Below are 18,435 nucleotides of genomic sequence, written 5' to 3' on the forward strand. Positions count from 1 at the left end.
TGGCGCCACCGGTCAGCACGGCGGCGCGACTTGCGAACCGGCTCAAAGCGCCAGCCCGATCCTCCCCGTGGCACGCGAGCAGCATGCCATCATGCGTTTTCCTTCCTCGCGCTCGGCCTTGCTCAGAACCTTGTCGCGATGATCGACCTCTCCCGACATGACCGCGACCTCGCAGGTGCCGCAAAGCCCCTCCTCGCAGTCGCTGGGGACATCGATGCCGGCCTCGCGCAGCGCCTGCAGAAGCGTGCGGTCGGACGGAACCGTGACCGAGAAGCCGGAATCGGCGAGATCGACCTCGAAAGGCCGGTCGCGCTCCGGATCGGGCGCGGCGGAACCGGCATGGAAGTGCTCGACCTTGAGCGTGCCCTCGGGCCAGCCTTCGGCAATCACGTCCAGCGCGGCGAGCAGCCGCTCCGGACCGCAGGCATAGACCCCGGCGGGCGAAACGGCAACCACCTCGCGCAGCGCCGCGAGGTCCAGCCTCCCGCCCTCGTCGCCGGGATAGAGCCGCAGGGCCTCGCCGTGGTCCGCCCCGATGCGGTCCAGGAAGGCCATGGTCGCGCGCGAGCGCCCGGCGTAGTGCAGTTCGTAGGGCTTGCCGAGCCGCTTCAGCCGGTCGGCCATGGCCAGGATCGGCGTGATGCCGATGCCGCCGGCGATCAGAACGTAGCGCGGCGCGCCCTCGTCGAGACGGAAATGGGTCTTGGGGCCCCGAACGCGAACCGTGTCGCCGGCGGAAAGCCGCTCATGGATCGCGACCGAACCGCCGCGCCCCTCGTCCTCGCGCAGCACCGCGACCTCGAGACAGCTCCTGTCCGACGGGTCGCCGCACAGGGAATAGCTGTTCTCGAAATCCTCGAACAGGAGATCGACATGGGCGCCGGCGCTCCACTCGGGCAGCGGCCGGCCATGAGGATCCTCGAGCCGCAGGGCGACGATGCCCCTGGCGATCTCGCGCCTGTCCGCAAGCCGCAGGGTGCGGGCGAGATCCTTGACGTTGGGCGCCCCGACGGGGAACTCCGCGCGCGGCTCCAGCGCCGCCTCGTCCCGCGCCTCCGGGTTGAGCGCCGGATCCCAGGTGACCAGAAGATGCTCGGGACCGCGGAAGGAGGTGTTCGCCAGGAAGGTGAACTCCTGCTTCGCCAGCTTCATGTGCGGCAGGCGGCGGGTGAACTCCTCGAGGAAGATGCGCATCTCCATGCGCGCGAGGTTCTTGCCCATGCACTGGTGGCTGCCATAGCCGAAGGTCAGGTGGTCGGCGGTGTTGTGGCGGTAGAGATCGATGTCGTCCGGGTTCTCGAAATGGGCCGGGTCGTGGTTGGCCGAGGCCGTGACCACCAGCAGGCGCGCGCCCTCCGGCACCTCGACACCGCCGATCTCCGTCGGCGCGGTGGTGATGCGCCGCCATGCCACGACGGAACCGGAATGGCGCAGGCACTCCTCGACCGCGTTGGGGATCAGCGACGGGTCGGCGCAGATCTCCTCCCACAGATGGCGGTTTTCCAGCAGGCGACGGAACATGTTCGCCGAGGCATGGGCCGTCGTCTCGTGGGCGGCGACGATGATCGCCATCATCATGGAGTGGAGATAGCTGTCGGTGACGACGTCCGGCAGGTCCTTCTGCCGGCGGATCGCATAGGGCATCCAGCCGTCGGCGTCCGGGTTGGCGCGCATGCGCTCCAGCACCTTGCCCGCGTAGGCCCAGAACTGGCCGACACCCTCGGCGACCGCCACCTGCTCCTCGCGGGTCGGTCGTCCCCAGGTATTGACCGTATGGGCGACGGAGAAGTCGCGCAGCCGGTCCATGTCCTCTTCCGGAACGCCGAGGAAGTGCAGCGCCACCGTGAGCGGCAGCTCCCAGAGCATCTCCTCGACCAAATCCGCCTCGCCCCGCGCGATGAACCGGTCGACATACTCGCGCGTCAGCCGGCGCACCATCGCCTCGTGATGGGCGAGCGCCTCCGGCTCGAAGTGGGACATGAGCGCGCGACGGCGCTCCGTGTGCTGCGGCTCGTCCTCGTTCACCAGCGTGCGGTTCATGGCATAGTCGTAGCGCTTGAGAACCGCGATCGCCTCGTCGGAGACCGGCGTGATCTTCTCAAGCGCAACCGACGGCGAGAAGGTGATGTTGTCGCGGAAGACCGCCTTGATGTCCTCGTAGCGGCTGACGACCCAGTAGCCGAGCTTCGGCGCGTAGAAAACCGGCGCCTGCTCGCGGGAAAAGCGCAGCGCCTCGGCCGGATCGAGCTGGTAGTCCTCGCCGAAGGGGTCGAACCCGGAGGTCCGGGCGGCAAGATCGCCCATCGGGCATCCGCCCGCACGCGCCGCGCGCGCCACCGGACAGCCCTGTGCCAGGGCCTCTTCCATCAGCGCCTCGTCCATACGGACTCGGGCCGTCGCCGCATCCGGCGCCGCCATGCTGGACGTCATGAGCGTCCTCCCATCTCCCTCCGCGCCCTGTCGCAAAACGACGGCGGCGCGCTGTTTCCACCCGATGGCCCAATTGTCGCGCCACGTCCGCAGCCCTTGCGGAAATCGACCGGCGCGCTCCGGCCTCCTTTTGGTAATTTACTAATATCGCACAGTGTGTTCTATATATGAAAAACTACCGAGACGGAGATGCCCTGTCAACTCTGACGAGCCGACGGTGCGCCAGGGTCTGACGGGAACACGCGGGAGGACAGGCACCAAATGACCGGAAGGCACGAAACGGACGCGACCGGCGGCACGGGGGACCTGCGCGCATGAGCCTGCAGACCCTCTCGCGCGGGTTGCGCGTTCTGGAAATCGTCGCCGAGAAGGAAGAAGGGCTGACGATTGCCGAAATCTCCGAGGCGCTCGGCGTCCATCGGGCAATCGCCTATCGCCTGGTGTCGACGCTGGAGGAGCACCTGCTCGTGTCGCGCTCCCGTGCCGGCAGGATATCGCTCGGGGGCGGCATCGTCGCGCTTGCCTCGCGCGTCGAGCCGCAATTGCGCGCCAGGGTCCGCCCGCACCTGCAGGACCTTGCCGAACGCACCGGGGCGACCGCCTTCTTCTGTGTCGGACACGGGTCCGAATGCGTGGCCGTTCAGGTCGCGGAGCCCGAAGGGATGCTGCTCGGCGTGTCCTACCGGGTCGGCAGCCGCCATCCGCTGTCACGCGGGGCCGCCGGGCTGGCGATCGCCGCGCTGAGACAGGAACAGGACGAGGACACGGACGCGCTGAAGACCGTGCGGCGGGACGGCTACGCGGTCACCCGCGGCGAACTTCAGGCGGGCGCGGTGGGTGTCGCCGCGCCGATCCGCGCGCCACAGGGCGCGGACCTGCATCTGGAGGCCTGTGTCGGCGTCGTGGCCCTGCAGGATCTCGACATCGACCGCGCGGCGGAGGCGTCATGCGACTGCGCGCGGCGCATCGCGGAAAACGTCGGCGGCGACTGACGTCAGGGGCGGTTACGGGGCGGGCTCAGTGCCCGCCACCGCCACCGCCGCCGGGCTTTGGCTTGTCCACCAGGAAAAGCGCGGCCAGAAGCGCGACGAAAAGGAACGTCAGCAGGAAGAACACGTCGGCGAAGGCCATCACGAAGGCCTCGCGGGTGGTCATGTTCGACAGGGCCTTCAGTCCGGCCAGGCTTGCCGCGTCGCCAAGCTCGGAATAGGCGCGGGTCATCATCTCGAGCGTCTCGTTGACGATGGGGCGCGACCAATTGAGGCTTTCGCCGAGCCGGGCATAGTGGAAATCCTGCCGGTTGGTCAGCAGCGTGCCGATGATGGCCAGGCCGACGGCACCGCCCAGGTTCCGCGTCAGGTTAAACAGGCCCGAGGCGTTCTTGATCATCGAGGGCGGCAACATGCCCAGCGCGATGTTGTTGATCGGCACCATGCAGATCATCAGGGAACAGCCGCGCAGGATCTGCGGCACGAACAGCTCCCAGAAATCCCAGTCGTGCGTCAGGCCGGTCACCATCCAGGTGCCCAGCGCGAAGCCGCCGAAGCCGATGCCCATCATCACGCGCGGATCGAGCAGGCTCATCAGCCGGCCGGCGACCGGCGCCGTCAGGAACATGGCCGCGCCCGTGACGAACATGGTCTCGCCGATCTGCAGCGAATTGTAGCCGCGCACCGAACTCAGGTAGATCGGATAGAGATAGGTCAGCCCGTAGAGGCCGATGCCCATGGTGAAGCTGAAGATGCAGCCCATAGTGAAGTTCTTGTCGGAGAAGGCGCGCAGGTCCACCACCGGTTCGCGCGCGGTGAAGGCCCGCCAGAAGAACACCGCCGCTCCGCCAAGGGTCAGCGCGGTGAAGAGCACGATCTCCTCGCTCTGGAACCAGTCGTCCTTCTGTCCCTCCTCCAGGACGAACTCCAGCGACCCCAGGAAGATGGCCATGGCGGCGAAGCCGACCCAGTCGAAATGATCGAACAGCGACCAGTCCGGCTCGTCGAAGTCGATCAGGGTAACGGCCGCGATGGTGACCAGAATGCCCGGCACCACGTTGATCAGGAACAGCCAGTGCCAGGAGCCGAACTCGGTCAGGTAGCCGCCCAGCGTCGGCCCGATGGTGGGGGCGAGCGTCGCCACGAGGCCGATCATCGGCGAAACGATGGAAAACTTCTCGCGCGGGAAGATGATGTAGGCTGAGGCGAAGACGGTGGGGATCATGCCGCCGCCGATGAACCCCTGCAGCGCGCGCCAGACGATCATCTCGTTGATGGTCGTGGCCGTGGCGCACATCAGGCTCATCAGGGTGAAGCCGGCCGCCGACATGGCGAACATCCAGCGCGTCGACAACATGCGCGAGAGATAGCCCGACAGCGGAATCATGATCACCTCGGCGATCAGATAGGCCGTCTGGACCCAGGCCACGTCATCGCGCGAGGCGCCAAGCCCCGCCTGGATCTCGGGCAGGGAGGCGGAGACGATCTGGATGTCCAGGATCGCCATGAACATGCCGAACACCATGCACAGGAAGGTGAACAGCTTGCGACCGTCAAGGCCCGGCTCGGCGGCCGGGCCCGCGGTGCTGTCTGCGCTCGCCATGGGAGGCGTCCTCAGTTGTGTGCGGCGTCCGTGCCGGTCCCGCCCGTGCGGGTGTCGACCTCGACCACCACGGACATGCCCGCGCGAAGCGGGTGCGCGGCGGCATCATCCTTGTCCACGGCGATCTTCACCGGCACGCGCTGCACGACCTTGGTGAAGTTGCCGGTGGCGTTTTCCGGCGGAAGCAGGGAGAAGACCGCGCCGGTGGCGGGCGAAATGCTTTCCACGCGGCCGTGCATGGTCACGTCCGGATAGGCGTCGACGGTGAAACTCACCCGCGCACCGGTCGAGATACGCCCGAGCTGGGTTTCCTTGAAGTTGGCCTCCAGATAGGCGGAGGTCAGCGGCACGACGGCGGCCATGCGGCTGCCCGCCTGCACGAAGGACCCGACCTGCGCGGCACGGTTGCCGACCATGCCCGAAACCGGGGCGCGGACCTTGGTGAAGGCGAGATCGCGCTCCGCCTTCTGCAGTGCGGTTTCGGCGGCGCGCACGCTCTGTTCCGCCTCCTTCTTCTGCGCCTGCAGAACCGCGACATTGGCCTTCGCGAGATCGACGGAGGCGGCGGCCTTGTCCACGTTCGCCTGGGCGGCGAGAAGCTCGGTGCGGGCGGTGTCGAGCTGCGACTGGCTCACCACCTTGTTGGTGGTCAGCTTCGCCAGACGGTCACGGCTGAGGGTCGCGTCCTCGCGCTGCGCCTTCGCGGCCGCGACTCCCGCCTCCGCCTCGCGAACGGACGCCTGCCCGGCCACGATCTGCTCGCCGATGCGCTCCACCGCCGCCTTCGCGGAGGCGACACTGTCGCGTGCCGACTGCACGGCGAGACGATAGTCGCCGTCATCGATGGTGAAAAGCACGTCGCCGGCCTTCACCTCGACGTTGTCGCCCGTCTCGAGCGAGGCGACATAGCCGGACACCTTGGACAGGATCACCGTGATGTCGGCGTCCACATAGGCATCGTCCGTGCTCTCGACGAACCGGCCATGGGTCCACCAGTGATAGCCCTCATAGCCGCCCGCCACGAGCCCGAGCAGGACGACCGCGAGAAGCACCCGCTTCGCCTTGCCGTTTTTCTTTACAGGCCCTGCCGGGGCGCCACCACCATTGCCGCCGTCGCCCCCTCCGGTCTTGCCCGAAACGTCTTCGGTGCCCTCGGGCGCCGGAGCGCGCGGTGCCTGGGACGGCTTGCGGTCGCTCTCCGTCAGCGGGCTTTCACTGCGCGCGGAGGGATGCAGCGCGGTCACGACGCCGTCGGTGTCACGATCGCCCCCGAGGGAAGCGGCATCCGCCCGTGCCGGCGTGGCACCGGCCTTCATCTTTGTTGTCGTCACGTTCAAGGTACCTCGTCCTGCCACCCGTGCCATGCGCGGGCGGACAGCCCGGACCGCAATGCGCCCGAACCCGTCACGTCGCCGCCGGTGCCTGCTCCGGGGCGGAAAGTCCGCCACCGGAGCCGCTCGCGGGGAAACGCGGTGTGAAATCCATGCTGGCCGAACGGCGATCCGACACGACGCTCCGGGAAGGGGAGGCATCCGCATCTTTCCATATTGACCGAACCGTTCAGTCAATCCCTATATAGGGGAGGACAGGGGCGTCACGCAAGAGCCATGGCGGCCGGAAAACGCGGCGGAACATAACAGCAGGCCGGCGCGGGCATTGCCTTTGCCCGCAAGATGCCCGCATTAAGACCGCGAAGATCGCACGAAGGGCGTCCGGGCACCGGCTTCGGGCGCCTCCCTCGAACAGGCAAGCGGAGTGGACGAGAATGAGCGAAGCGAAGGTCGGGGAGCTGCCGGATACGGCAGGCGATTCCCGCCCCACGCAAGACACGGCCAAGCGGCGCCAGATCCTGGAAGGCGCTCGCTCGGTGTTTCGCGCGCGCGGCTACGACGGTGCCTCCATGGACCAGGTCGCGAAAACCGCCGGGGTCTCCAAGGGCACGCTCTATGTCTATTTCGAGAACAAGGCCGCGCTCTTTCGCGCGCTGATCCTGGAAGAGCGTCTCGATCAGGCCGAGACGCTGCTGGAGTGCGAGAACACCGAAGGCGACGTGCGCGAGCAGCTTTCCGCCATCGGGCGCCGGTTCCTGAAGAAGATGCTGCGCCCCGAGCGCCTTTCGACCCTGCGCATGGTGATCGGCGCGACGGAGACCTTTCCCGAATTCGGCGCCCTGCTCTACGAGGCGGGCCCGCGGCGCGGGCGCGAGCGCCTTGCCAGGGTGTTCGAGCAGCGCGTCGCCCAGGGCGACCTGGCCTGCAAGGATCCGCTGGCGGCGGCGTCCCACTTCATCGACCTGTGCGGATCGGGCATTCTGCGCCGGGCACTCTTCATGCCCGGCACCACCGTTCCGCAAGAGGAGATCGAGGCGAACATCGCGTCCGCGGTGGACGTGTTCATGGCCGCCTACGGACGGAAGCGATAGTCCGCGATCCCCTTACAGCAATCCGCGCGCTGCCAGATCCCGCATGGCGCGGCGCAAGCCGTAGGTCCACGGACGCGCCTTGTCCGACGTGGTGACCGTGTTCGCCAGCGAGCCCAGCAAAGGCGTGGCGATCTCCACCACGTCCCCCGGCTTGTGGGTGAAGCCGGAGCCGGGGTCGGCACGGTCCTCGCGCGGGGCGAACATGGTGCCGAGGAACAGCACGAAGCCGTCCGGATACTGGTGATTGGCGTTCAGGGTCTGGCGTACGAGTTCCGCCGGCGCGCGGCTGATCTCGGACATGTCGGAATGCCCTTCCAGAACGAAGCCGTCCCGCCCGCGCACCTTCAGCGTGATGGTCGCCGTCTCGATGTCCGCAAGGGTGAACCGCTCGTCGAAAAGGCGGATGAAGGGACCGATGGAACACGAGGCGTTGTTGTCCTTGGCCTTGCCGAGCAGCAGCGCCGAGCGCCCCTCCACATCGCGAAGATTGACGTCGTTGCCGAGCGTCGCGCCCCGGATGTTGCCGCGACTGTCGACGGCGAGCACCACTTCCGGCTCGGGATTGTTCCAGGCCGAGATCGGGTTCAGCCCGACCTCGGCGCCGTGCCCCACGGACGAGAGCACCGGCGCCTTGGTGAAGACTTCCGCGTCCGGGCCGATGCCCACCTCGAGATACTGCGACCACAGCCCTTCCGCCTGCAGCGCGGCCTTGACCTCCGCCGCATGCGCGGACCCCGCCTCGATATTCGCAAGGCTGCCGCCGATGAGGTCGCCGATGCGGGTCCGGATCGCGTCGGCGCGCTCCGGGTCACCGGCCGTGCGCTCGTCGATCACCCGCTCCACCATGCTGCGCGCGAAGGTGACCCCGCAGGCCTTCACCGCCTGGAAATCGATCGGAGCCAGCAGGCAGGGACGGTCCGTGTCATACCCCATCCGCTCGGGGTCGAGCACCAGGTCGTGAACGCTGCCGATCTCCTCGCCCTGAAGCGCGTCGAAGCGCGCGGCCGGATTTTCGTCCTCGAGAAAATCCGAGACGCTGACAAGCGACCCGGTCACGTCGATGACGGTCTCGCCGCGCAGGATCACCACCGAGGGCGCACCAAGATCCGGGCGCCAGACGCGGCCGACCAGCCGGGCGCCATCCATTCCTTCAGGCAACATGAATCATCCTCCCGTTTCGCCACACCATAGCCAGTTTGCCGGCCCGGGCGAAACGCCTGCACGGGCCTTCAGATCGGCCGCGGGCGCGCCCGGGCGTGCCACATAGCCCTGACGCTGCGGCATCCGTGATGTCCCGCTTCTTGCATCTTTCACTGAATTAATGGGATCTTCATCCGGAGCGCCGATTGATGAAGGTGGTATTGGCACGCGGTCACGTCGCCACAAGACATCAACAAGAAACCACCCCAAAGGTCGTTTCCTTGACGGGAGAACAACCATGCCGCGAACCGGTCTCCTGAGGCTTTCTCTTTCGATATGCCTGATCGCCGCTGGCATTGTCTCCGGATCGACTGGACCGACCCTCGCGCAATCCTCGCTCGCAAACGGCAGCGGCAATCACGCCATCCAGTTGCGCAATGCCGGACGGGTCCGCACGATTTCCATCGCCGCCATCGAAACCCTGCCGCAATCCGAACTGACCGGCCGCGTGTCTCCCGACGAGCCGGTCGCGACCTGTCAGGGCGCGCTTCTGAGCGACGTCGTCGACGCCATCGGCGCGACGAAGACCGACCGGATCACGGTTCGCGCATCCGACGGCTATGCGGCGGACATTCCGCGCAAGGACTGGAAAACCTGGCCCATTCTCGTTGCCACGCGCTGCAGCGGGCACAGGCTCACCGTGCGCCAGCGGGGGCCGGCGCGCATTCTCTATCCCGCCACCCTCTACCCCGAGCTTGCCAATCGCACCTATGTGGATCGCAGCGTCTGGATGATCGCGGAGATCGAATGGTAAGGCCATGAGGCGTGCCCTGCTCCTTCTCCGGCCTCTTCTTCCGCGTACGCCCCGTACGCTGAGCCTTCTGTTGCTGGCCGCGGGCGTGCTCGCGTGCCTGATCGCGGCGCGCGGCATCTCGACGCTGCGCGAGCCCGAGCCGGACGCGGGCCAGCACGTGATCCGCCACATGCGCTACACCTACGCCGAGCTTGCCTCGCTCGACACGCTGCTGGCCACACTGCAGATCAATCCGTTCACACCGGCGGCCCACACGATGCTGGCCGACGCGGCGGATCATTTCTATGTCCGGCTGCAGATGCTCTCGGGCCTGAGCCAGGGCCCCTTCGCCGATGACAGCACCGAGCTCAAACGCCTCTCGGTCGAACTGATGGCAGGCCTCGACGCCCTCGCGCGCGCCGGCCCCCCGCTCAACGACCGCTCGCTTTCCGAACTGAACGACATCAGCAGCAAGGTGCTGCGCCTGACCGGCGACTACACCCGGGAGGTGGAGGCGCGCATCGACTCGGTTCTGAGGGAGCATGCCCGGCGCGCGACCGGCGCCTGGACCGAGATCATCACGAGCATCACGCTGATGCTCATTCTCAGCATCCTGTCCCTGTCGCTGTTCTTCCGCAACCGCCGGATGATGGACGACCTGCGCGCGGCCAGTGCCCGCGACAGTCTGACCGGCCTCACGAACCGACGCGGCTTCACCGACTGGGCGACGGAACGCGAGGCACGGGACGAGAACGCCCGACGACGCCACGCGCTCCTGGTCTTCGACATCGACCATTTCAAGGCGGTCAACGACCAGTTCGGCCACGCGACGGGCGATGCGATGCTCAAGGCGGCGGCGCGGAGCCTGCTTGCCGACTTTCCCGACGCGGGACTGATCGCCCGCTGGGGCGGCGACGAGTTCGTGGTCGCCGTGCCGCTGAGCGACCTGTCGCTCCGCGAAATCGACGAACGGCTTTCCACGCGCGCAAACACACCCTCGCAGGTCAACGGCCCCTCGGACGCACGGTTGCCCATCGCGATGAGTTGCGGCGTCGCGGTCTGGCCCGACGACGGCGCCACCATCGACGAGGCCCTGACCTGCGCCGATGCCGCCCTGTATGAAGCCAAGGCACGCCAGCGCGGCGCGCATGTCTTCTTTCGCGAGGAGATGCTGGACCGGCAGCGGCTCCTTCAGGAAATCACCTCGGGACTGCCCGCCGCCCTGCCGCGCCAGGAACTCTTCGTCACCTATGAACCGCGCATCTGCATCAACCGAAGGGCACTGGTCGGTGCGCGGGCACACCTTCGCTGGGCACATCCGGGCCTGTCCGCGACACTTGCGGCCGAGGACTTCATGGCCGGCGCGCGTGAACACGGTCAGGCGCGCGCGTTCGACAGCTTCCTTCTGGCGACGGCCTGCGAAACGGTGGCCCGCTGGCGTGCGTCGATCCCCGAGCAGACGTATGTGGTGGTCGGCCTGTCAGCCTGTTCGCTGCGGGATGCAACGCTGGTGGAGGAGATCGACCGCCTGCTGACCCGCTCCGGCCTCCCGCCGGAAGCGCTGGAAATCGAGGTCGCGGACGAAGCCGCCCTGTCCCAGAGCGAGGACGTCATCGCGACGCTCTCGCGCCTTTCGGAACATGGCGTGCGCCTCGCACTCAGCACCTTCGGCAAGGGGAACGCGGTGCTGACGCTGCTCGCACGGCTGCGCCCGCAAGTGCTCACGATCAACAAGACGCTCCTGTGCGAGAGCGTGCCAAGCGACTGTCGCGCCGACGTGGCGGCACTTGCGAACATGGCCGAGACACTGGGCGCCAGAACGCTGATCGAAGGTGTGGCAACCGATGCCGACCTGGACATGGCCCGCGACGCAGCTTGCGCCCTTGCGGAGGGGCCGGGCGTGTCGCCCCCTCTCGCGGCACCGGATATCTGCGCCTTCGCCCGCGCCCTGCGCAGCGGCGCTCCCCGACCGGCCAGGATCGCGACGCCATCCGCCACCTGAGATCCGGCCCGGTCAGCTCCTCAGGTATTTTATGAGCGCGAGCACGATCAGGACGACCAGGACAAGGCCTAGGAGCATGGGCCAGCCGCCGAAGCCCCAGCCGTGCGAACCGTACATGTCTTGCATCATGGCGTTTTCTCCTTCTGCCTGCCCCGGAAGGGGCCGGGGATCGCGACACGGCGGGCAGATCCGCCGATCGTGTCACTCGATGCCGTTGGCGCGCTGGATGCTGCGCACATAGGCCGTGATCCTGTCGACGTCCCGCGTGCCGACGCCCTCGACCGGGGGCATGTTCCCGAACGTCCAGTGATGGGCGCGCACCCCGTTGCGAACCGCAAGCCGGAAGGCGAGATCGGCATGATGGGCGGGCGCGTAAATCCGCTGAACGAGCGAGGGTCCGATGTCCGTTCCGCCAGCGTTTTCCCCGTGACACGATGCACAGTTCGCGGCGAAAAGCCGTTTCCCCTCAAGGGCGGCGCCCGAAAGCCGGGGAACGTGCAACCCGGCCTTTGGCGCGGTCGCCCCCGGCGCCCCGGGGCGGAGCATCAGCCAGCCGGCGACGATCACCGCCACGACCGCGACACTCCATCCGACAGCCTTCATCGTCATTGCGCCATCCCGTGATCCGGTCCGCGACGGAGCGGCCCCACGCCAGTTCATCGCGCCCAGGGTGGGGCTTCCCCTTCCGGGAAGGTCAAGCGCCTTCGCCACCGGCATGCCGGAGCCGCGCGAGAATGTCGCACGCGCCGCCGGGAGGTCCGTTTCGAACAAGCGATTGTCGCATCCAAGGCATCGAAGGGCCATGGCGAAGCTATTCTGTCGCGACATGTCAGGTGCGGCCGCGGGCACATGCAGGCGGTCGAGAATTGGGAAGCCGGTGAGAAACCGGCACTGCCCCCGCAACGGTAAGGAACGGACAAGACCGCGACACAGGCCACCGGGGAGGAGCCTCCGGGAAGGCGTCGGGGAAGCGGCGAAAGCCAGATGTTCCAAGTCCGGAAACCAGCCCGACATGACGTCAAGCCGCGGGTGGCGGTGGGGGCGATCTCGTGCCGTGCCGCTCCCGGGCACCGCGCCGATCCCCTCCCGCGCATCCGCTTCATGTTATCGCCGGCGCATTCCGGCAAGGTGAGACCTGCATGATGAACGCAGACGCCAAGGCATACGACCTTCTGGCCCGGCGGGTGCCGCATCACTCGCTTGAACAGGCCTTCTACGCGGATCCCGCCATCCTCGCGCTGGACCTCGAGCACATCTTCTACCGCGACTGGCTCTACGCCACGCCGGCCTGCGCGCTGCCCAAGCCCGGCAGCTATGTCACCCACCGCGTCGGGGCGTTTCCGCTGGTGATCGTGCGCGGATCCGACGGCGCGATCCGTGCGTTCCACAACACCTGCCGACATCGCGGCTCGGTCATCTGCAAGGCTGCCTCCGGGCATGTGCCCAAGCTGGTCTGTCCCTACCACCAGTGGACCTACGAGCTCGACGGTCGGCTTCTCTGGGCCCGAGACATGGGTCCGGACTTCGATGCCTCGGCCCACGGGCTGAAGCCGGTGCACTGTCGGGAACTGGCGGGCCTCGTCTACATCTGCCTGGCCGACGAGGCGCCGGACTTCGACACTTTCGCCACGCAGGCCGGCCCCTATCTGGCTCCGCATGACCTGGGCAACGCGCGCATCGCGCACCAGTCCACGATCATCGAGAACGGCAACTGGAAGCTCGTGTGGGAGAACAACCGCGAGTGCTACCATTGCGGGGGAAACCACCCCGCCCTTTGCCGCAGCTTTCCCGACGACCCGGCCGTGACGGGCATGGAGAACGGCGAGACGCCGCCTCACCTGCAGGCGCATGTCTCGCGCTGCGAGGCGGCCGGACTTCCCTCGCGCTTCCATCTCGCCGACAGCGGCCAGTACCGCCTCGCCCGCATGCCGCTTAAGACCGGCGCGAGAAGCTACACGATGACCGGCAACGCGGCCGTCGGGCGGCCGCTCGGCCGGGTGCCGCTGCCCGATGCGGGGGCGCTGCTGAAGTTCCATTATCCCACGACCTGGAACCACTTCCTGCCCGATCACTCGATCACCTTCCGCGTGACGCCGATCGGCCCGCAGCAGACCGAGGTCCAGACGACCTGGCTCGTCAACAAGGACGCCGTCGAGGGAGTGGACTACGACCTGAAGACGCTCACCGAGGTCTGGGAGGCGACCAACGACGAGGACCGTCGCGTGGTCGAGGACAACCAGGTCGGCATCAATTCGCCCGCCTACGCTCCCGGCCCCTATTCGCCGGTCCAGGAAAGCGGTGTCGACCAGTTCGTGGACTGGTACTGCGCCACCCTTGCAAGCCGTCTCGCCCCGCTCCGGGAGGCCGCCGAATGAGAATGCCCCACCCGCAGATCTCGCATCCGGTCGTCGTGTGGGACGGAAGCGAGGAGCTCGAGTGCGTCTCGGTCATTCCCGAGGCGCCGAACGTTGCAAGCTTCTGCTTCCAGTCCCCCTCGGGGGCGGTGTTCTCCTATGTGCCGGGCCAGTTCCTGACACTGGAGCTGCCGGTGCCGGGCGGTCCGCTCTACCGCACCTACACCATCTCCTCCTCGCCCTCGCGACCGATGTCGATCTCGGTCACGGTCAAGGCGCAGGAGGGAAGCCTCGGCACCCGATGGATGCTGGACAATCTGCGTCCGGGCGTCAGGATCCGGGCAAGCGCGCCGGCCGGCTCCTTCTCCAGCCAGCTCCATCCGGCGGACAAGTACCTGTTCATCTCCGCGGGCTCCGGCATCACGCCGATGATGTCGATGACCACGTGGATGTTCGACCTCGGGCGCCCCGCCGACGTCGTCTTCGTCAACTGCGCCAGGCGTCCCTCGGAGATCATCTTCCGCCAGCGCCTGGAGCACATGGCGAGCCGCTTCCCCGAGATCGACCTGAAATTCGTCGTCGAGGAGACCGACCGCTTCCTGCCCTGGACAGGGTACCAGGGCACGTTCAACCAGCTCATGCTGGGCCTGATGGCACAGGACTACCTGGAGCGCGAGGTGTTCTGCTGCGGCCCCGAACCCTTCATGCAGGCGGTGCGCGAGGCATTGACGGGCCTCGGCTTCGACATGTCCCGCTACCATCAGGAGAGCTTCCATGCGCCGGTGCCGGAGGCGGCGGAGGACCCGGTCGAGGGCGACGTCGTTCCGGACGCGGCCGCGATGGCGGAGGTCGCCTTCGCGCTGTCGGGGGTGACGCAGCCCTGTGCCGAGACCGACACCATTCTCGCCACCGCCCGCAACGCCGGGCTCAACATTCCCTCGGGCTGCACCTTCGGCGTCTGCGGAACCTGCAAGATCCGCAAAATTTCCGGCCAGGTGCACATGGTCCACAACGGCGGCATCACCGACGAGGACGTGGAAGCGGGCTACGTGCTCGCCTGCTGCTCCCACCCCATCGGACAGGTCGAGGTGGAAGCCTGAACCGGGTCGGCGCGGGACTGCGGACGGGCACGCCTCAGAAGTCCCAGTCCTCGTCCCGCGTCGCCACGGCCTTGCCGATCACATAGGACGAGCCCGAACCGGAAAAGAAGTCGTGGTTCTCGTCCGCGTTGGGCGAAAGCGCCGCCATGATCGCGGGATTCACCCGGCAGACCTCGTCGGGAAAAAGCTGCTCGAAGCCGAGGTTCTGAAGCGCCTTGTTGGCGTTGTAGTGCAGGAACTGCTTCACGTCCTCGCTCAACCCCAGCGGATCGTAGAGACTTTCGGTGTAACGGCTCTCGATCCCGTACAGGTCGAACAGAAGCGCGAAGGCGAAGTCCTTGATCTCCTGCCGTTCCGCCTCGCCCGCGCGCTCCATCGCGCGCTGGAACTTGTAGCCGATGTAGTAGCCGTGCACGGCCTCGTCGCGGATGATGAGCCGGATAAGGTCCGCCGTATTGGTGAGCCGCGCCCGGCTCGACCAGTGCATGGGCAGATAGAAGCCGGAATAGAAGAGGAAGGATTCCAGGAACACGCTGGCGACCTTCCTGCGCAGCGGCGACGCGCCCGCATCGTACTCGTCGAGGATCAGCCGCGACTTCTGCTGCAGATGGGCATTCTCCTCCGACCAGCGGAACGCCTCGTCCACCTCCCGGGTGGAACACAGGGTGGAGAAGATCGAGGAGTAGCTGCGCGCGTGCACCGCCTCCATGAAGGCGACATTGCTGAGCACCGCCTCCTCGTGCGGCGTCACCGCGTCGCCCATCAGCGCCGGCGCACCGACCGCGTTCTGAATCGTGTCCAGAAGGGTCAGGCCGGTGAAGACGCGGATGGTGAGCTGGCGTTCCTCGTCGGTGAGCTGCGACCACGACTGGATGTCGTTCGACAGCGGCACCTTTTCCGGCAGCCAGAAATTCACGGTCAGACGGTTCCAGATCTCCAGATCCTTCTCGTCCTGCAGCCGGTTCCAGTTGATGGCGCGCGGCACATCACGCACGGGAGATTGGCGCAACACGGACATGTCGTTCATCAAAGCCTCACAGCGAGCAGGAAACGCACCCCTGCACCTCGGTCCCCTCGAGGGCCATCTGGCGCAGGCGAATGTAGTAGATGGTCTTGATGCCGGCCTTCCAGGCGTGGATCTGGGCCCGGTTGATGTCTCGCGTCGTGGCCGTGTCCTTGAAGAACAGCGTCAGGGACAGGCCCTGGTCCACATGCCGGGTGGCGGCGGCGTAGGTGTCGATGATCGCCTCGGCGCCGATCTCGTAGGCATCCCGGTAGTACTCGAGATTGTCGTTCGTCATGTAGGGCGCGGGATAGTAGACGCGGCCGATCTTGCCTTCCTTGCGGATCTCGATCTTCGAGGTGATCGGATGGATCGAGGACGTGGCATTGTTGATGTAGCTGATCGACCCGGTCGGCGGCACCGCCTGGAGATTGCGGTTGTAGAGCCCGTCGGCCATCACCGCCTGCTTCAGGGCCGCCCAGTCCTCGCGGACCGGCACCTCGATGCCGAAACGCCCGAAAAGCTCCTTCACCGTGTCGGTTTCGGGCAGCCAGTCCCGCTCCAGATATGTGTCGAAGAAGGTTCCGTCGGCGTATTTCGACCGCTCGAAGCCGACGAAACTGCGCCCGCGCTCGCGGGCCAGCACGTTCGAGGCCCGCAGGCAGTGGTAGAGCACGGCAGCGAAATAGACGCTGGTGAAGTCGATCCCCTCGCGCGATCCGTAGTGGATGTGCTCGCGGGCCAGGAACCCGTGCAGGTTCATCTGCCCGAGACCGATGGCATGGCTCTCGTCGTTGCCGCGCCGGATCGAGGGAACGGAGTCGATCGCCGACATCTCCGACACGGCGTTAAGCGCCCGTACCGCCGTGTCGACCGTGGCGCCGAGATCGCCGCCGTCCATGGCCCTGGCGATGTTCAGCGAGCCGAGATTGCACGAGATGTCGGTGCCCAGGTGAGCGTAGGAGAGGTCGTCGTTGAACCTCGACGCCTCGTTCACCTGCAGGATCTCCGAGCACAGGTTCGACATGGTGATACGGCCCGCGACCGGGTTGGCGCGGTTCACCGTGTCCTCGAACATGATGTAGGGATAGCCGCTCTCGAACTGGATCTCGGCCAGTGTCTGGAAGAACTGCCGCGCGTTGATCTTCTTCTTGCGGATCCTCGGGTTGTCGACCATCTCGTGATACTTCTCGGAGACGGAAATTTCCGAGAACGGCACCCCGTAGACACGCTCCACGTCGTGCGGCGAAAACAGGTACATGTCCTCGTTCTTCTTCGCCAGCTCGAAGGTAATGTCGGGGATGACGACGCCGAGCGAGAGCGTCTTGATGCGGATCTTCTCGTCCGCGTTCTCCCGCTTGGTGTCGAGAAAGCGCAGGATGTCGGGATGATGGGCGTGCAGGTAGACCGCGCCCGCGCCCTGACGCGCGCCGAGCTGGTTGGCGTAGGAGAAGCTGTCCTCCAGAAGCTTCATCACCGGGATGACGCCGGAGGACTGGTTCTCGATGCCCTTGATCGCCGCGCCGTGCTCGCGAATGTTGGTGAGCATCAGGGCCACGCCGCCGCCGCGCTTGCTGAGCTGGAGCGCGGAATTGATGGCGCGCCCGATGGACTCCATGTTGTCCTCGATGCGCAGCAGGAAACAGGAGATCAACTCGCCGCGCTGTGCCTTGCCCGCGTTGAGGAAGGTGGGCGTCGCGGGCTGGAAGCGCCCGGCGAGGATCTCGTGCATCAGCCGCGACGCGAATGCCTCGTCGCCGCGCGCGAGGGTGAGCGCCACCATGACGACCCGGTCCTCGAAGCGCTCCAGGTAGCGCTTCCCGTCACGCGTCTTGAGGGTGTAGCTGGTGTAGTACTTGAAGGCGCCGAGGAAGGTGGGGAAACGGAATTTCACCTTGTAGGCCGCCTCCCACAGCCCCAGGATGAAGGCCCGGTCGTACAGATCAAGCACGGCGGCCTCGTAGTAGCCCTCCTCCACCAGGTACCGCAGCTTTTCCTCCAGCGAATGGAAGAAGACCGTGTTCTGGTTCACGTGCTGGAGAAAATACTGGCGCGCGGCCATGCGGTCGGCATCGAAACGGATCCGCCCGGCATCGTCATAGAGGTTCAGCATGGCGTTGAGGGCGTGATAGTCCAGCCCCTGCCATTCCGTGGGAACGGCCTGCGCCGGAGGCGCTTCGCTCACGTCGCGCTCGAGAGTTGCGTTTTCCAAAACCTGTCCAGTCCTTCACTGACACGTGCGATATCGCTCGTCGTTCCGGCAAGCTCGAAGCGGTAGAGCAGCGGCACGCCGCATTTCTCCGCGATCACGTCACCGGCCAGGGCGAAGAGCGCTCCGAAGTTGCGGTTGCCCGAGGCGATGACGCCACGAAGCCTGCCGCGCGTGTCGGGGTTGTTGAGGAAGCGGATCACCTGCCTGGGCACTGCACCGCGCCCCGTGCCATCGGCAAAGGTGGGCGTGACCAGCACGAAGGGCCGCGCCGGCGCGGGCACGGGGGCGGACGAGGCAATCGGGATCCGCTCCGCGTCGATCCCGAGCCTTTCCACGAAACGCGCCGTGTTGCCGGAGCGCGAGGAAAAGAAGACCAGCCCGCCCATG

14 protein-coding genes and 1 riboswitch are annotated in these 18,435 nt (G+C 66.7%); of the genes, 6 read left to right on the plus strand and 8 right to left on the minus strand.

Features of this window, described 5'->3' with window-relative positions; genetic code table 11:
• Nucleotides 1-42 precede the first annotated feature (42 nt).
• The gene (locus tag ACYX4S_RS16785) at nucleotides 43-2,430 is read right to left on the minus strand and encodes a cytochrome P450 (RefSeq protein WP_476361022.1); all 2,388 of its coding nucleotides are present in this window, start codon (nucleotides 2,428-2,430) and stop codon (nucleotides 43-45) included.
• 314 nt (nucleotides 2,431-2,744) lie between these two features.
• Here ACYX4S_RS16785 and ACYX4S_RS16790 point away from each other — a divergent pair, with 314 nt between their 5' ends.
• Complete coding sequence (locus tag ACYX4S_RS16790; protein WP_476361023.1) at nucleotides 2,745-3,422, plus strand: IclR family transcriptional regulator; 678 nt, start codon at nucleotides 2,745-2,747, stop codon at nucleotides 3,420-3,422.
• Nucleotides 3,423-3,447: 25 nt separating this feature from the next.
• Here the strand turns inward: ACYX4S_RS16790 and ACYX4S_RS16795 are convergent, their stop codons facing one another.
• Entirely contained in the window at nucleotides 3,448-5,022 is a 1,575-nt protein-coding gene (locus ACYX4S_RS16795; protein ID WP_422067555.1) for a DHA2 family efflux MFS transporter permease subunit, read from the minus strand.
• A gap of 11 nt (nucleotides 5,023-5,033) precedes the next feature.
• Complete coding sequence (locus ACYX4S_RS16800) at nucleotides 5,034-6,353, minus strand: HlyD family secretion protein (RefSeq protein ID WP_476361024.1); 1,320 nt, start codon at nucleotides 6,351-6,353, stop codon at nucleotides 5,034-5,036.
• Nucleotides 6,354-6,787: 434 nt separating this feature from the next.
• Here ACYX4S_RS16800 and ACYX4S_RS16805 point away from each other — a divergent pair, with 434 nt between their 5' ends.
• Nucleotides 6,788-7,444, plus strand: a complete 657-nt coding sequence (locus tag ACYX4S_RS16805) for a TetR/AcrR family transcriptional regulator (protein ID WP_476361025.1) — start codon at nucleotides 6,788-6,790, stop codon at nucleotides 7,442-7,444.
• Nucleotides 7,445-7,456: 12 nt separating this feature from the next.
• Here ACYX4S_RS16805 and ACYX4S_RS16810 read toward each other — a convergent pair whose 3' ends face one another.
• Complete coding sequence (locus ACYX4S_RS16810; RefSeq protein WP_476361026.1) at nucleotides 7,457-8,605, minus strand: fumarylacetoacetate hydrolase family protein; 1,149 nt, start codon at nucleotides 8,603-8,605, stop codon at nucleotides 7,457-7,459.
• Between the two features lie 277 nt (nucleotides 8,606-8,882).
• Here ACYX4S_RS16810 and ACYX4S_RS16815 point away from each other — a divergent pair, with 277 nt between their 5' ends.
• Together ACYX4S_RS16815 and ACYX4S_RS16820 are read left to right on the plus strand one after the other, a co-directional pair.
• On the plus strand, nucleotides 8,883-9,398 hold the full coding sequence (locus ACYX4S_RS16815; protein ID WP_476361027.1) for a putative pterin-binding protein: 516 nt from the start codon (nucleotides 8,883-8,885) through the stop codon (nucleotides 9,396-9,398).
• Nucleotides 9,399-9,402: 4 nt separating this feature from the next.
• Nucleotides 9,403-11,379 carry an EAL domain-containing protein gene (locus tag ACYX4S_RS16820; protein WP_476361028.1) on the plus strand — a complete coding sequence of 659 codons (1,977 nt, stop codon included), beginning with the start codon at nucleotides 9,403-9,405 and terminating at the stop codon, nucleotides 11,377-11,379.
• A gap of 201 nt (nucleotides 11,380-11,580) precedes the next feature.
• On the opposite strand, the gene ACYX4S_RS16825 is transcribed toward ACYX4S_RS16820, so the two are convergent.
• The gene (locus tag ACYX4S_RS16825) at nucleotides 11,581-11,988 is read right to left on the minus strand and encodes a c-type cytochrome (RefSeq protein WP_476361029.1); all 408 of its coding nucleotides are present in this window, start codon (nucleotides 11,986-11,988) and stop codon (nucleotides 11,581-11,583) included.
• Nucleotides 11,989-12,193: 205 nt separating this feature from the next.
• A riboswitch (cobalamin riboswitch) is annotated at nucleotides 12,194-12,404 on the plus strand.
• A gap of 117 nt (nucleotides 12,405-12,521) precedes the next feature.
• Between ACYX4S_RS16825 and ACYX4S_RS16830 the strand changes: the two genes are divergently transcribed.
• Both ACYX4S_RS16830 and ACYX4S_RS16835 read left to right on the plus strand, forming a co-directional pair.
• Nucleotides 12,522-13,754 carry an aromatic ring-hydroxylating oxygenase subunit alpha gene (locus ACYX4S_RS16830; RefSeq protein WP_476362885.1) on the plus strand — a complete coding sequence of 411 codons (1,233 nt, stop codon included), beginning with the start codon at nucleotides 12,522-12,524 and terminating at the stop codon, nucleotides 13,752-13,754.
• Nucleotides 13,751-14,833, plus strand: coding sequence for an FAD-binding oxidoreductase (locus tag ACYX4S_RS16835; RefSeq protein ID WP_422067550.1), 1,083 nt, complete (start codon nucleotides 13,751-13,753; stop codon nucleotides 14,831-14,833). The genes ACYX4S_RS16830 and ACYX4S_RS16835 overlap by 4 nt, the downstream gene beginning before the upstream one ends.
• 34 nt (nucleotides 14,834-14,867) lie before the next feature.
• Here ACYX4S_RS16835 and nrdF read toward each other — a convergent pair whose 3' ends face one another.
• The 3 genes from nrdF to nrdI are packed head-to-tail and all read right to left on the minus strand — an operon-like array spanning nucleotide 14,868 to nucleotide 18,434.
• Complete coding sequence (gene nrdF, locus ACYX4S_RS16840) at nucleotides 14,868-15,851, minus strand: class 1b ribonucleoside-diphosphate reductase subunit beta (RefSeq protein ID WP_476362886.1); 984 nt, start codon at nucleotides 15,849-15,851, stop codon at nucleotides 14,868-14,870.
• A gap of 16 nt (nucleotides 15,852-15,867) precedes the next feature.
• The gene (nrdE, locus tag ACYX4S_RS16845) at nucleotides 15,868-18,021 is read right to left on the minus strand and encodes a class 1b ribonucleoside-diphosphate reductase subunit alpha (protein WP_476361030.1); all 2,154 of its coding nucleotides are present in this window, start codon (nucleotides 18,019-18,021) and stop codon (nucleotides 15,868-15,870) included.
• Nucleotides 18,018-18,434 (minus strand): class Ib ribonucleoside-diphosphate reductase assembly flavoprotein NrdI, encoded by a 417-nt coding sequence (gene nrdI, locus ACYX4S_RS16850; RefSeq protein ID WP_293720104.1) that lies wholly within the window; start codon nucleotides 18,432-18,434, stop codon nucleotides 18,018-18,020. The genes nrdE and nrdI overlap by 4 nt, the downstream gene beginning before the upstream one ends.
• Nucleotide 18,435 lies beyond the last annotated feature (1 nt).

Source organism: Stappia sp. ABD4_338 (genome assembly GCF_056312175.1).